Origin of the sequence: Leptolyngbya sp. DQ-M1 (assembly GCF_039962505.1) — a bacterium.
Lineage (GTDB): Bacteria > Cyanobacteriota > Cyanobacteriia > Leptolyngbyales > Leptolyngbyaceae > Leptolyngbya.
The window spans coordinates 387,370-400,177 of record NZ_JAMPLJ010000002.1; the positions used below are offsets into that span (position 1 = coordinate 387,370).

At 49.3% G+C, this 12,808-nt stretch carries 14 protein-coding genes; 10 read left to right on the forward strand and 4 right to left on the reverse strand.

The window, feature by feature from the left end; translation table 11 throughout:
• The first annotated feature begins 10 nt into the window (after positions 1-10).
• From NC981_RS07745 to NC981_RS07785, 9 genes are all read left to right on the forward strand, one after another.
• Entirely contained in the window at positions 11-505 is a 495-nt protein-coding gene (locus NC981_RS07745; RefSeq protein ID WP_348242320.1) for a hypothetical protein, read from the forward strand.
• A 2-nt stretch (positions 506-507) separates the two neighbouring features.
• Entirely contained in the window at positions 508-1,164 is a 657-nt protein-coding gene (locus NC981_RS07750) for a V4R domain-containing protein (RefSeq protein ID WP_348242321.1), read from the forward strand.
• Positions 1,165-1,309: 145 nt separating this feature from the next.
• Positions 1,310-1,936: a hypothetical protein gene (locus NC981_RS07755; protein ID WP_348242322.1), complete on the forward strand. Its 627-nt coding sequence runs from the start codon at positions 1,310-1,312 to the stop codon at positions 1,934-1,936.
• A gap of 22 nt (positions 1,937-1,958) precedes the next feature.
• The gene (locus tag NC981_RS07760; RefSeq protein ID WP_348242323.1) at positions 1,959-2,231 is read left to right on the forward strand and encodes a hypothetical protein; all 273 of its coding nucleotides are present in this window, start codon (positions 1,959-1,961) and stop codon (positions 2,229-2,231) included.
• A 31-nt stretch (positions 2,232-2,262) separates the two neighbouring features.
• A complete protein-coding gene (locus NC981_RS07765; protein WP_348242324.1) occupies positions 2,263-2,976 on the forward strand; it encodes an NnrU family protein in 714 nt (237 codons plus the stop codon).
• 47 nt (positions 2,977-3,023) lie between these two features.
• Positions 3,024-3,362 carry a thioredoxin family protein gene (locus NC981_RS07770; protein WP_348242325.1) on the forward strand — a complete coding sequence of 113 codons (339 nt, stop codon included), beginning with the start codon at positions 3,024-3,026 and terminating at the stop codon, positions 3,360-3,362.
• 313 nt (positions 3,363-3,675) lie between these two features.
• A complete protein-coding gene (locus tag NC981_RS07775; RefSeq protein WP_348242326.1) occupies positions 3,676-6,603 on the forward strand; it encodes a PAS domain S-box protein in 2,928 nt (975 codons plus the stop codon).
• A 191-nt stretch (positions 6,604-6,794) separates the two neighbouring features.
• Positions 6,795-7,235, forward strand: a complete 441-nt coding sequence (locus tag NC981_RS07780; RefSeq protein WP_347273425.1) for a histidine kinase — start codon at positions 6,795-6,797, stop codon at positions 7,233-7,235.
• A gap of 51 nt (positions 7,236-7,286) precedes the next feature.
• Positions 7,287-8,144 carry a Tab2/Atab2 family RNA-binding protein gene (locus NC981_RS07785; RefSeq protein WP_348242327.1) on the forward strand — a complete coding sequence of 286 codons (858 nt, stop codon included), beginning with the start codon at positions 7,287-7,289 and terminating at the stop codon, positions 8,142-8,144.
• 11 nt (positions 8,145-8,155) lie between these two features.
• Here NC981_RS07785 and NC981_RS07790 read toward each other — a convergent pair whose 3' ends face one another.
• The 4 genes from NC981_RS07790 to NC981_RS07805 all read right to left on the reverse strand — a co-directional run bounded on the left by NC981_RS07790 (position 8,156) and on the right by NC981_RS07805 (position 11,808).
• On the reverse strand, positions 8,156-10,048 hold the full coding sequence (locus NC981_RS07790) for a S9 family peptidase (RefSeq protein WP_348242328.1): 1,893 nt from the start codon (positions 10,046-10,048) through the stop codon (positions 8,156-8,158).
• 92 nt (positions 10,049-10,140) lie between these two features.
• Positions 10,141-10,440, reverse strand: coding sequence for a hypothetical protein (locus NC981_RS07795; protein WP_348242329.1), 300 nt, complete (start codon positions 10,438-10,440; stop codon positions 10,141-10,143).
• A 67-nt stretch (positions 10,441-10,507) separates the two neighbouring features.
• On the reverse strand, positions 10,508-11,443 hold the full coding sequence (locus tag NC981_RS07800; protein ID WP_348242330.1) for an RluA family pseudouridine synthase: 936 nt from the start codon (positions 11,441-11,443) through the stop codon (positions 10,508-10,510).
• A complete protein-coding gene (locus tag NC981_RS07805) occupies positions 11,440-11,808 on the reverse strand; it encodes a Lin0512 family protein (protein ID WP_190379975.1) in 369 nt (122 codons plus the stop codon). The genes NC981_RS07800 and NC981_RS07805 overlap by 4 nt, the downstream gene beginning before the upstream one ends.
• Positions 11,809-11,953: 145 nt before the next feature.
• Between NC981_RS07805 and NC981_RS07810 the strand changes: the two genes are divergently transcribed.
• Entirely contained in the window at positions 11,954-12,805 is an 852-nt protein-coding gene (locus NC981_RS07810; protein ID WP_348242331.1) for an alpha/beta hydrolase, read from the forward strand.
• The last annotated feature ends 3 nt before the right edge of the window (positions 12,806-12,808 follow it).

Sequence of the window (12,808 nt, forward strand, 5' to 3'; positions counted from 1 at the left end):
AGGAACGCTTATGCAATCTCCCATTCACGAAATTTTTGATGAAGCCGAACACCGCTACCTCAAACCCGAAGAACTTCAATTAATCGGGCACTATGTTGGCTCAATCACAGACCGCATCCATGCTTATCGAGCCTTGCGCGATCGAGAGCTTGACTTAATTCAACAAGCTGCCGATCAGCTCCAATTCGATCTGCCTGATGCAGAACTCGCCGTGTTAGAGCGAGCAATTAAAAACGGAATGTTAATCTTACGCCACTGTGGAATGGCGATGCTGCTAAATGACCCGAACTTTGTGCAGTCTCGGCTGCTAGATTGGCTCAAAGACTCGATCGAACTGCATCAAGCACAAGGTGCAGATGCTGCTTTCTTTGAATTGATGAAACAGCAACTGCGTCTGTCACTGGCTCCACAGCAGATGGCGCTTCTACAACCGTTTCTCAATCAAGCCGAAGCGATCATGCCAGCGCAGCCCGAAGAAATGCTCACCGTCGCAGGGATTTTCTAATCATGATTTCTGTTAGCGATTTATTGATTCGCGATCGTCTGCCCGCGAACTACTACGCCAGCGATATCTATGTGCGCGGCGATCTAGAAATGGGGTTGCTTGAAAGTCGACGGGGAGATCGATTGCTCTCGCTGCCTGAAGCATTCATTCAGGGGATTTACTCTGGGCTGAACAAAGAAACAGGTCAAGCTTCGCGATTGGTTTTATTTAACTGCGGTCGCTGGTGGGGGAGAAATTTCTTTAATCGCTTCCGGGATGAAATGAGCGATTATTATAGAGCGCCGCTAGTTGAAATGCCAATGGCAGACTTTTTGCAAGCTTTGAAGCAATGCTGGATGACTTACGGTTTAGGCAAACTGAGCTTAGATCAGACCTATCACGATCGCGGATTTCTCGTTGTGGAGACAACAAATTCGCCGTTTGCGCGAGTTGCGATCAATCCTGAGCTGCCATCTTGTCATCTAGAAGCAGGAGTGTTTGCGGCAATCTTTAGTCAGCTTGCAGAGCGAGAGCTACACTGTGTGCAAACGCGCTGTGAATCTTTGGGAGCTGCAAGTAATTTGTTTGTGGTTGGGCTGAAAAAGCGGCTAGAGCAGGCTGAGAGTTTGGTGGAAAAACAGCTTGACCACGAATCTATTCTGCCTCGTTTATTGGTCTAGCGTGGGATCGATTGAGAGGTGTCTACGCTATCAGACGCTAAGTTCAAGCCATTCAAGTATCGCATTCTAGGATTGGTGGGTCGGGGGCAGTTTGGGCTTTTCGGGTCTGCACACAGAAATCATAGCGGCGCATCTCAATCAACCTGTGCGTATTCCAGCGCATACTCCAACATCGCTGCAAACTGCGATTTCTACAGCGCTTGAGAAGTTAAAGGCGCGAAGATTTCAGTCTGCGGCTCAAATGCGGGCTGCGCTGCAGTCTGCGGCTGCACAGACATTTCAAGTAGGTGCTCAAAATCGAACAACTCCGATCGCTCCGCTATTCTATCTGCCTGAGATTTTGCGGAACGAACGGTTGCCCGCTCAAGCTGGGCAGATTGGAGTCGTAGAGACGGCTACCCTTCCCCAGTACGATCGCTATGTTCGTCGATCCGCCTTAATTTTTCTCAGTCACGTCGAAACGCTGCAAGCTCGTTCGTATCCGATGGGATTCGTCGATCGCCGAAGTGGAAAAGCTTTACCCATTGCTACCCTTGCAGAGCCAATTCGGGAATTAACTGTGCGATCGCAAGGCTGTTTTGCGGTGACAGAGCGATCTGTTTACCGGCTTTCTGAGCAAGCGCCGCAATTGATAACTCGACTGCATCACCCATCGCGAATCGCGATCGAGCCACAAGGGCGCTGGATGGTAGTTGCAACGTTGAGAGACCAGGAGAGTGCAAAGCTTTTGAGCTTTTGGACGCTGCCGCAGCCTTGCTGCAACCGAAGTTGAACATGAACGATCGCTGCTGTTAGTGCATCTCAAACCGTATCGGTTAATTCGGCTTACGATCGCAATTCGTCCTCAATTTGTTGCGGCTTTTCCTTGGGGAGTGGTTGTTTGCGACGAGGAGCAACTAATTGCAATGGATTACAACGGGCAGCAAATTGGACAATCAGAAATTCCGCAAGGCATTTGCGCGATCGCGGCGCATGGAGAAACGGGACTCGCGATCGCAACGTGGCATCAAGCGGAAAGCGCACTTTACAGCTTGAATCTTGAAGCGATGCGCTCCGCGAGCTTGTAAGCTAGATTTATTCTTCAAAGTTCGGTTAGGTATGGCTTTTGACTGGTTGACTTCCAGCCATTTCATTATGTTTGGATGGCTCGTCGGGTTCGCGATCGCGCATAGTGGGCTGGCATCACTGCGAATGGTGGCAGAAAAACGGATCGGGGCACGACTGTATCGGGTGATTTTTGCGCTGGTGAGTCTGAGTATTGCGGTACCCATGCTGATCTACTTTTTCAATCATCGCTATGACGGCTTACAGCTTTGGAATGTTCAGGGCGTTCCAGGCGTTTCTACGATCGTTTGGATTTTGTCAGCAATTTCGTTTTTGTTCCTCTATCCTGCGACGTTTAATCTGTTAGAAATCGCGGCGATTCAAAAACCGCAAGTGCATCTATATGAAACGGGCATTATTCGGATTACGCGACACCCGCAAATGGTCGGACAGATTATCTGGTGCGTTGCCCATACCTTGTGGGTGGGCAGCAGTTTTATGGTTGTCACTTCGATCGGGTTAATTCTGCATCACTTGTTCGGAGTGTGGAACGGCGATCGGCGGTTGACGGCGCGATATGGTGAAGCGTTTGCAGCGGTGAAAGCGAGAACCTCGATCGTGCCGTTTGCCGCGATCGTCCAAGGTAAGCAGACGCTTGAACTCAAAGAGTTTTTGCGGGTTGCTTATGTCGGAGTGGGGGCATTCACTCTATTATTTTGGTGGCTTCACCCAATCGTAATTCGTGCATCTGGGAACGTAGGCTGGTAGCATGATCCCAAGCCTTAGTAAAAGCAAATAATAATTTTTGGAGAACTATGCAAGCAGGAATTAGCGAAGGGGCGTTTAACCAAGAAGTTCTTGAATCAACGACCCCGGTTCTTGTGCATTTCTGGGCACCTTGGTGTGGGATCTGTCGCTTGATCGAGCCATCGCTGAATTTACTCTTGAAGCAGTATGGCAATCGACTCAAATTGGTCGGAATCAACGCAGATGAAAATTTGAAGCTGGCAAGTCGCTATCGAATTACCACACTGCCAACAGTATTGCTGTTTGAAGGGGGTCAGGTGCTGCATCGGTTAGATAGTTATCAGCGGCGTGAAGAGCTACGATCAATTCTCCAAGAACTTCTGGTTGCGCCTGCGAGATCTCGGTAAAGCCGCGATAAATCGCGGCTTTGCGAGGGCACTGGTACTAATCCAAAGGCGCTTCCAACTTGACTAGAATTCTGCAACTCGTGACGATCGTCTGCGCTTAGAAGCCAAATTAGATTTTTCCTTGAAATTCTAAAAATTCGATCGCGTCTTCCAACTGGTAGATGCGAACTTGTAGACCTATGTTCTTTGATAGATGGAAACGGCTCGACTGGGACGAGGCTCTCATTAGCGTGTAGATCGGGTAAGAATTACCCAATTGGGATCGACTCATCACACGTAAAGGAGAGAATCGCCGCTGCAAAGTGCAGAGTGCATGAGTTGGAACACCGCCCATGATGACTTTGAGTTTGCCTGTATGACCCATAACCTCATGCGGAATCTGTCCTTTGATCCTCAGCCATGTAATCTGTTACCCAATCCGACATCTTATACAGCGAGCGGAGTGCTGCAACTGGCAAGAGGCAGAATTCAGGGATGCGATGCGATCGCGGCTCAGCTACTCGGTTACTCAGTGGAAGCGTTACTTGGTCGCCGATTGTTTGATCAAGCTTGGCAGATTACGCATCTAGATGGATCACCCTTGCCGCTCGACACCGCGATCAACTGCAAGTATCACCGTGAGATCCGGCTAGGGTTAAATCGACCTGATGGCAAACGCCTCTGGCTGCATCTCGCCCTTACCCCCTTATTCCAAGCGACGACAACCGATACTGTCATTGCGACCCTTACTCCCATCACTTCACCTCAACCCCTAACCGAGCAGCAACCGCAGTTTCAGCACCTAATTCAGCAGATCGCCGCTACAGTTCCCGGCATGCTGTATGTGTATGACCTGATTGAGCAGCGCAACGTTTATATCAATCGCCAAGTTGGTGAGATTCTAGGTTACACACCCGAACAGTTCGAGCAATTGGGCGATCGCGTACTTGCGCTACTGATTCATCCGGAGGATTCAGTGCGATTAATAGATCACTTGGGTCGGTTTCAAACGGCGATCGATTCCGAAGTGCTGGAATTTGAATACCGAATGCGCCGATCGGATGGCGAATGGTGCTGGCTGTTGTCGAAAGAGACCATCTTCAGCCGAACTGATGCAGGTGCGCCCAGACAGATTCTCGGTGTAGCTCAAGAAATTACCGCTCTTAAGCAGCGAGAAACCGAACGCCAACAAGCAGAAGCAAGTTTACGCGAGAGTGAAGCGCGATTTCGTCTCATGACTGAACTCTTGCCCCAAATCTTCTGGACAACGACGATCGACGGCTCGTTTGATTACTTTAGCCCGCGCTGGGAGGAGTATGTCGGCATCGATCAAACTCTGACGATGGGATGGAATTGGAGCCCGGTCGTTCACCCAGACGATTTGCAAACCACAGTCGATCGCTGGACAGAAGCCCTGCAAACCGGGCAGTTTTACGAATGTGAACACCGACTGCGACGCTATGACGGTGAATATCGCTGGCATCTCAGTCGCGCCATGCCCCTGCGCGATCAGGCTGGGCAAATCATCCAATGGTACGGAACCGCGATCGACATTCACGACCTGAAACAAACGACAGCCGCGCTGCACCAAAGTAACGCAATTTTAAACACGATTAACGAATCGACTCCGACGCTAGTTTATGTTAAAGACCGAGCCGGACGAATGCTGGTGGTCAATCCGGCAGTTCTCGCTCTCATCGGCAAACCCGCAGAAAAAATTGTGGGTAAAACTGCGCTGGAATTTGTTGAGCCGATCGACGAAGCTGAGAAAATCATGGACAACGATCGCGTTGTGATGCGGACTGGAGAGCCACAGCAGTTTGAAGAAATTGTCGAAGTGGTTGGGGGGCGAAGAGTCTTTCTCTCAGTGAAAGCGCCTTACCGGGATGAGCGAGGCGAGATTATCGGCATTATTGGGGTTTCGAGCGATATCACCGATCGCAAGCAAGCGGAACTAAAGCGAGAACAGCTTTTAGCCCTTGAACGACAATACACGAACCAATTGCAAGGGTTGACCGCAGCCTCGATCGCGATTAATTCTGCGTTTTCGGTTGAACAAGTGCTGCAAACCATTACGGATCAAGCGGCAGCGATCGTCGGGGCGCATCAATCAGTAACGAGTTTGACGAGCGATCAAAACTGGGCACAGGCAATTACTGCCGTTTACCTTTCGGAAAAATACGCGCAGTGGCGGGACTATCACGCCCCATCTGATGGCGCTGGCATCTATAGCTGTGTGTGTCATAACCAACCCATGCGAATGACTGAGGCTGAACTCGAAGCCCATCCCCATTGGAAAGGATTTGGTAAAGAGGCAGAGCATCATCCGCCGATGCGGGGGTGGCTGGCGGCTCCCTTGGTTGGGCACAACGGGCAAAATATTGGCTTGATTCAACTTTCGGACAAACTCGACGGAGAGTTTACCGAAGCCGACGAAGCAATTTTGGTGCAACTGGCGCAGCTCGCGTCGATCGCGGTTGAGAATGCTCGCCTCTACGAAGCCGAACAACAAGCGAGATCGATCGCAGAAGCGTCTCGTGAAGAAGCGCAAGCGGCAAACCGAATCAAAGATGAATTTCTGGCGGTCTTATCTCACGAACTCCGCACTCCCCTGAATCCAATTCTGGGCTGGATTAAGCTGCTGCAAAACGGGCGTTTAGATGCGGAAAAATCTAACGCAGCGCTGGCAACGATCGAGCGCAATGCTCGATTACAGTCGCAACTGGTCGAAGACTTGCTCGACATTTCTCGTATCATGCGGGGCAAGCTCACCCTAAACAAAAGCAGCATCAACCTCAAGGCGATCGTCGGCGCGGCGATCGAGACGGTGCGGTTAGCGGCGGAGGCAAAGTCAATCCAGCTTCACTCAATCCTTGACTCTAATCCACAGGGTGCGATCGGCGATGCGGTGCGGCTTCAGCAGGTAGTCTGGAACTTGCTCTCGAATGCGGTAAAGTTCACACCAGGAGGCGGGCAGATTTGGGTGCAGTTAGCTCAGGTGGGTGATCACGCTCGCATTCAGGTCAGCGATAACGGCAAAGGCATTGATCCTAACTTTCTGCCGTATGTGTTTGACTATTTTCGCCAGGAAGATAGTTCGACCACCCGCAAGTTTGGTGGACTCGGCTTGGGACTCGCGATCGTGCGTCAAATTGTCGAGCTTCATGGAGGAACAGTTGCAGTAGACAGCAACGGAGAAGGGCGAGGAGCAACCTTTACCGTGAGATTACCGTTGCAGGTGAAGTTTGATTCTAATCACTAAGTGTTGTGCGCGATACTGCTGACGTGACTCTAGCGTTTTACAGCAAGATGAATCAAGACTCAATTGAGAAGAAACGAACGGGTAAGGACATAGGGCGCAGTGGGTTGTAATAGGTATACCCAACATTCTGTGAAGGGGGATTAGGCTTTAGAGCCGCATATTTCCCGAAATCGATCGTTGAATTTAGAAGAGTGCAAACAGATAGCATCGGTGAGGCTTATGCTAGAGGTGATCTTCAGCCTCTGATGTTTATGCCTACTCCCTGTCACATCGTAGTCGAAGGAAATCCAGCGATCGTTTATGCCAGTCGGAACGGTGCGCCGGAGAAGATGCTGCCGATTTTGGAATCGTTTCTAGATACGTTTTGGCAAGAGCGGGATGCGTTGGGTGAAACGCAGGATACACCCGAATGCCTGGTGGCTCAGGTGGTCGTGCGGTTTGGGTTTGAGATTTGCGAGGATGATTTCTCGAATCTCAAAGTGGGCTTGAAATATGATCCGAATGCGGCATATCTCTATTTCATCTCGACGGAGCGGCAGTTGAGCGTGTGGATACCGAGCGACGATTATCGATCGAACCCTACTTTGGGATTAAGAGGGTGCCATCAACTGAGAACCGTGTCGATCGGGTGACGAAAAGGTGTTAGGAGTTAAATAGCTCATGCGATCGCACGATTAAATTTTATGGCAACGATTTGGGAACTTGACTACTACTCACGTCCAATTTTGGACGAGCAAAATAAAAAGGTTTGGGAAGTGCTAATTTGCGAAAGCCCAACTGCTGTGGATGTTGAACCGGAGAAGCTGTTTCAGTTTTCCAAATACTGTCCGAGTACAGAAGTGAATTCCGGCTGGTTAAAAGATGCGATCGAGGCGGCAATTGCGAACGCACCGAATCCCCCGGACAAAATTCGCTTTTTTCGGCAGGCGATGTCGAATATGATTACGACCGCCTGCAAGGGATTGGATGTGCCTGCTGTGCTGAGTCGCCGTACTTTTGCGCTAACGGCTTGGATGCAGGATCGCGCTCAGAACGTCTATCCAAAAGATCCGGGGTATCAGCCGTCGATTAATCCTTCGGTCGTGTTTCCAGTGCTACCGCCGCAAGTCCTGCCCGATGCGTTACAAGGTCAGAAATGGACGTTTGCAACCTTGCCGCTAGAGGCGTTTGCGGATATGGGCGAATGGTCGATCGATTTTGGGGAAGCATTTCCCTTGAGTTTGACGCAGCTTGAACCGGATACGCCTGTGCCGGGGCTGATTATTTTCACGAAACGCGCGACCGCAATGGCGGCTTGGATGTCGGGATTAGAAATTGCTACGGTTAAATATGATCCAGCGTTGCCGAATCGGTTGTTGTTGGAAACTGGGGTGAACGATCGCTGGTTTTTGACCACCTTGGATCAAAGAGCGGTTCCAGAAGCGCAGCAATTTGAAGCAGCAAAGGAGCGATCGAATCAAGTTCATTTTCTAGCAATTCAGGAAAGTCCCGATGTCGAGGCGTTTGCAGGATTTTGGCTGATGCAGGAGATTGGGTTTTAAGGTGACAATGCTCATTTCAAAAGTGTCTCTTTGATAAACATGATGGTGGAATAGAACTGAAAGTCAATGTTTTTCTTCTTGGAGAATCCGTGTCCTTCATCTTTTGCCATCAGATACCACACAGGAACACCATTATCTCTCACGGTTTTAACGATCTGTTCTGCCTCGTTCAAGGGAACACGCGGATCGTTTTTACCGTGAATGACAAACAAGGGCTTTTTGATTTTTTGGGCATTGTTAAGCGGCGAAATTTTTAACAGAAACTCGCGCATTTTTGGATCGCGTTCATCTCCGTATTCAACGCGGCGCAAATCTCGACGGTAACTCTCAGTGCGCTCTAAGAAGCTAACGAAGTTTGAGATTCCCACAATGTCGATCGAAGCGCGAATGCGATCGCTGTAATTTGTTGAAACTGCCAGCGACATGTAGCCGCCATAGCTTCCACCTGTGACCAAAATTCGGTCTTTGTCCAAATTTGGTTGAGTCGCAATCCAATCGAGTAATGCACCAATATCTTTAACCGAATCTTCTCGCAAAGCACCGTTATCAAGCTGCAAAAATGTTTTACCGTAGCCCGTAGAGCCGCGCACATTTGGAAACAGAATTGCAACACCTAACTCATTTAGGTAATAGTTATTGCGTCCTAAAAAGCTCGGTCTAAATTGTGCTTCAGGCCCACCGTGGATATTGATAATCACAGGGCGCTTACCCTGAAATTTTGCAGGAGGACGATAGAGAAATGCCGAAATTGTTCGATCGTCAAAACTCTTCCACCGCACTAATTCAGGTTCAGAAAAGTTAGTGGTATTTAATCCGCCTGTTTCGCTTTCTGTCCAGCGATCGATCTGATTTGTCACCACATTGAGCGAATACGCATCCGCCGTCGATCGAGCTGAAACGAGCGTAAATCCTAAATCCTGACTGTTCCGATGCCAGCTAATGCCGCTAACTTGTCCGATCGGTAATTTTGGTAAAGGCTTCTCCTGATTCGTTGCCGTATCAATCAAATGCAGAACACTAATTCCATCTTCATTTGAGACATACGCCAGGGATTTCCCATCTTCTGAGAGATCAAATTCTTCAACATCCCAAGGAATTTGACTGGTCAAATAAGTGTGCTTGAAAGTGGCAAGATCAATATAGGCAAGTCGTTGAAATTCCGAGTCGCGATCGGTAACAACGTATAAACCTTTTCCGTCTTTACTAAACACGCCGCCTTGATAAGAGACTTTCTCTTTTCCATCTTTTGGCGTAATCAGTTTCTTCTCACCGGAATTCGTGTCAAATATCCAAAGATAACTCTCGTTTACAGAAACGAACTCCATCACCAATAGCTGTCGATCGTCTGGCGACCAGCTCATGCCACCCCAACCGCCTCCTTCCACCTGAGCCAGTAAACGATCGCTCTTTGGATTCGTCGGATCAATGCTGTAAAAATCGTTATCTTTTCCGGTGCGACGAGTCGAATTGTAAATCATGCGATCGCCTTTATTCGACCACACCCCGCCACTGTTGCGCGATTTTCCATCGCTCAGCAGCGTTACATCACCTGTCGCCAAATCATAGCGATACAGTTGATTAAATTCATTGCCACCAATGTCTTTACTAAAAACAAAGTAATCGCCTTTTGTCGGTTGATACGATGCCCGAAACACAGGTTCACTAAAGAAGGTCATCTGCTGTCTGCTGCCGAGCGGAAACGCGACGCGATGCACTTGAGCTACATCGCCGAACCGAGTTGTAATCAAAACCTCTCGACGCTGGGGATGCCAGCTTAACAGGCCCGCCGATCGAAATTGCGTGTAGCGATCGACCGTTTGCGCTAATGCTGCGGGAATCGGCGGAATGCTTTCGACGACAAGATTATCGCCCGGAGTGATGTCTGCTGCTTGTGCGACTGTCATAAGCCCTGAAAGAAGAAGAACCGCGAAAACTGTGGCAAGAAAACGGGTAAAAAATTTCATTGTCTAAGTGTAATCCGTTCGGACAATCGTGCTTAACGCTTTAAATTTCTTGTTAATGATCGCGATCGTACGGTCAATTTGTCGAAATCGCGAGTTGCGGGCTCAATCTTTAATAAGTCCTCTTGCTGCACTTGCGATCGACGTTCCAACAATTGGATCTCATAGATCTCACGCTCGAATTGTGCTTGTCCCTGCTTAAAGAAGTCCTGAGCATTCGTCGGGGTTAAATCGCGGGTGAGGCATTGACGATCAACAATCGGTAAGCTCGGAAGCGACTGAGCAAACGCCGGAAAACTTGCCATCAACACAACACCAGGAACAATCAGGAACATAGGTCTAAACATAGATCTAAACATTGCGACCTCAGCAAGTACAATCAGCAAGTACAAATTGATGCTTTTAATCTATCGAATCTTCGTGTCCTTGCACTTCATCAGGTAGGCATAACAATGCTGGAAGATGCGATCGTACCCTGATCGAATGTCCTTCCGTCGGGTGAGTCAAACACAGCTCATAGCTGTGCAACAAATACCCACAATCACTCGGAATCGAAGTCTGATTGATCGGAATTCCACCCGTCCCATAAAGCGGATCGCCCCAGAGTGGGTGTCCTGCTGCTGCTAAATGAATTCTGATTTGATGTGGTCTACCTGTTGGAATCGTCACCTCTAGCAAAGTTGTATTTGAACAACGATCGCGCCTCAGCACAACACAATGACTCATGGCTTCTTTTCCGGTTTTTGTTGCTGCGTACAAATAGCCCAACTGAGGATAAGCCACCTTGCCAATCTGAGCCGTTACTGTGAAGCGATCGGGTTCTGGAATACCTGTTGCTAGAGCACGATAGCGTTTTTGCAGTGTGCGATCGCGCAAATCCTTCGAGAGTTGCGATCGAGCCTTCTCCGTTTTCGCAAGTACCATCACTCCCGATGTTCCTCGCCCTAATCGATGAATGGGAACTGGAGGAATCACATACTGCCGTCTTAGCCATCCCCACACCGTATTCTCAAGAAAGCGTCCTCCCGGTAATACAGGCAATCCAGAAGGCTTATCAATGATCAATAAATCATTGTCCTCGTAGAGTGTAATCACATTAAATGGAACATCCGGTTCAGCCCAGGGCGATCGCTGATAAGCAAGTTGTTGTCCTGAGTCAAGCAATGTCTCTGGATCAGTAACCGGAACATCATTGATCGAAATCGCTCCAGATTGAATGCGATCGCGCCATTCCTGCTGAGTCGAATGCGTATAGCGCTGAGTGTAATACTCCAGCAACGTTATTCCTGACTGACTGACTCGATCTGTATAAATCCAGCCTTGATTCAAATGGCTCATTCTGGCTGTTCAACAAACACCGTCACCGCTGCAACCGCAACATACATATCGTCGTTTTTATCGTTGAACTCTGCGATCGCTCGTCCCTGCACAATCATGCCTCCCGATTCGAGCTTGAGCGTTTTACGCCCAAACGGTAGAACTTGTAACACCTCGTCTTCTCGCACCTGTTCAGGATGAGGAACCGCCACCTGCACTTCAATCACCATCTCGCTCGGATGCTCCAATTTAGCAACTTCCCAAATTCCGGGTAAGGCATTGTGCGCGATCGCATTTCTCACGGCTCTTGCTGCCGCAACGGTCGGATCTTGTCCATGCTGATCCACACCCATTCCCATCTCGATCACAAACCGTTTTAGCGCCATTTCACTCTCGAAACACAGCCTCTTGATCGTATCAATCGATCGCGTTCAACGATTCACTAAGTTATCAACGTATGGAACATTTGGGGACTACTTAAATACCCAAATGAAGCGAACGTTTTTGATTGAACTCACGCTAAATTAAAGGGTGAAGTATCAGATTGACGATCGCTTGCTACAAAAAAAGATTCTCCAAGTTCAGCTTGATTTCGATGACTTAACCACTGTTCCTGCTGCGTATATTGAAGTCGGATCAGGGATTCCATTGCTAATGCTACATGGATTTATGGGGAATGCGTCCTGCTGGGTGCCACTCAGCGATCGCCTAAAATCCAATTTTCGCTGCATCAGTTTAGACTTATTGGGATTTGGAGAATCGGCACGCCCGACAATTCGCTACGACATTGCTAAAGAAGTCGCCTTTTTGCGGCAAGTCGTCGAAGCCCTGCATTTAAACTCGTTTTACTTGATGGGGCATTCCTTTGGCGGATGGGTCTCTGCGGCTTATGCACTGAAGTACCCGGACTCGCTCAAAGGATTGATTCTCGCGGCTCCCGCCGGAATTCGCGACGACAGTTTTGTGGGACGATACGATCACCTCCGCCCGATCTTGTGGCAGACTCCGGTGATCGACTGGGCGCTAGACTTAATTAAACCGATCGCACCCCTGATCGCCCAAGAAAAAACGATCGCCCAAATCGCCTGGATACGCCGCGAGCTGAATACTCAACCCGCCGCCCGATCGTTTCTCGTCGATCGGATGCGTCCTGAAGACGCGATCGACACGGTGGAAAAAGAGATCGATCGCTTAACTGTTCCGACTCTGGTGATTACAGGCGACCAAGACGAAACAATCCCGCTCTGGCATAGTCAGACCTACGCCAATCAAATCCCCAACGCCCAGTTGGTGATTCTGCCCAATGCTGACCACAGCCTACCGCAGAAATTTGCCCCTGAACTCGCTGCACAGCTATCCGCCTGGTGTCTGTCCCTGACGTAACCG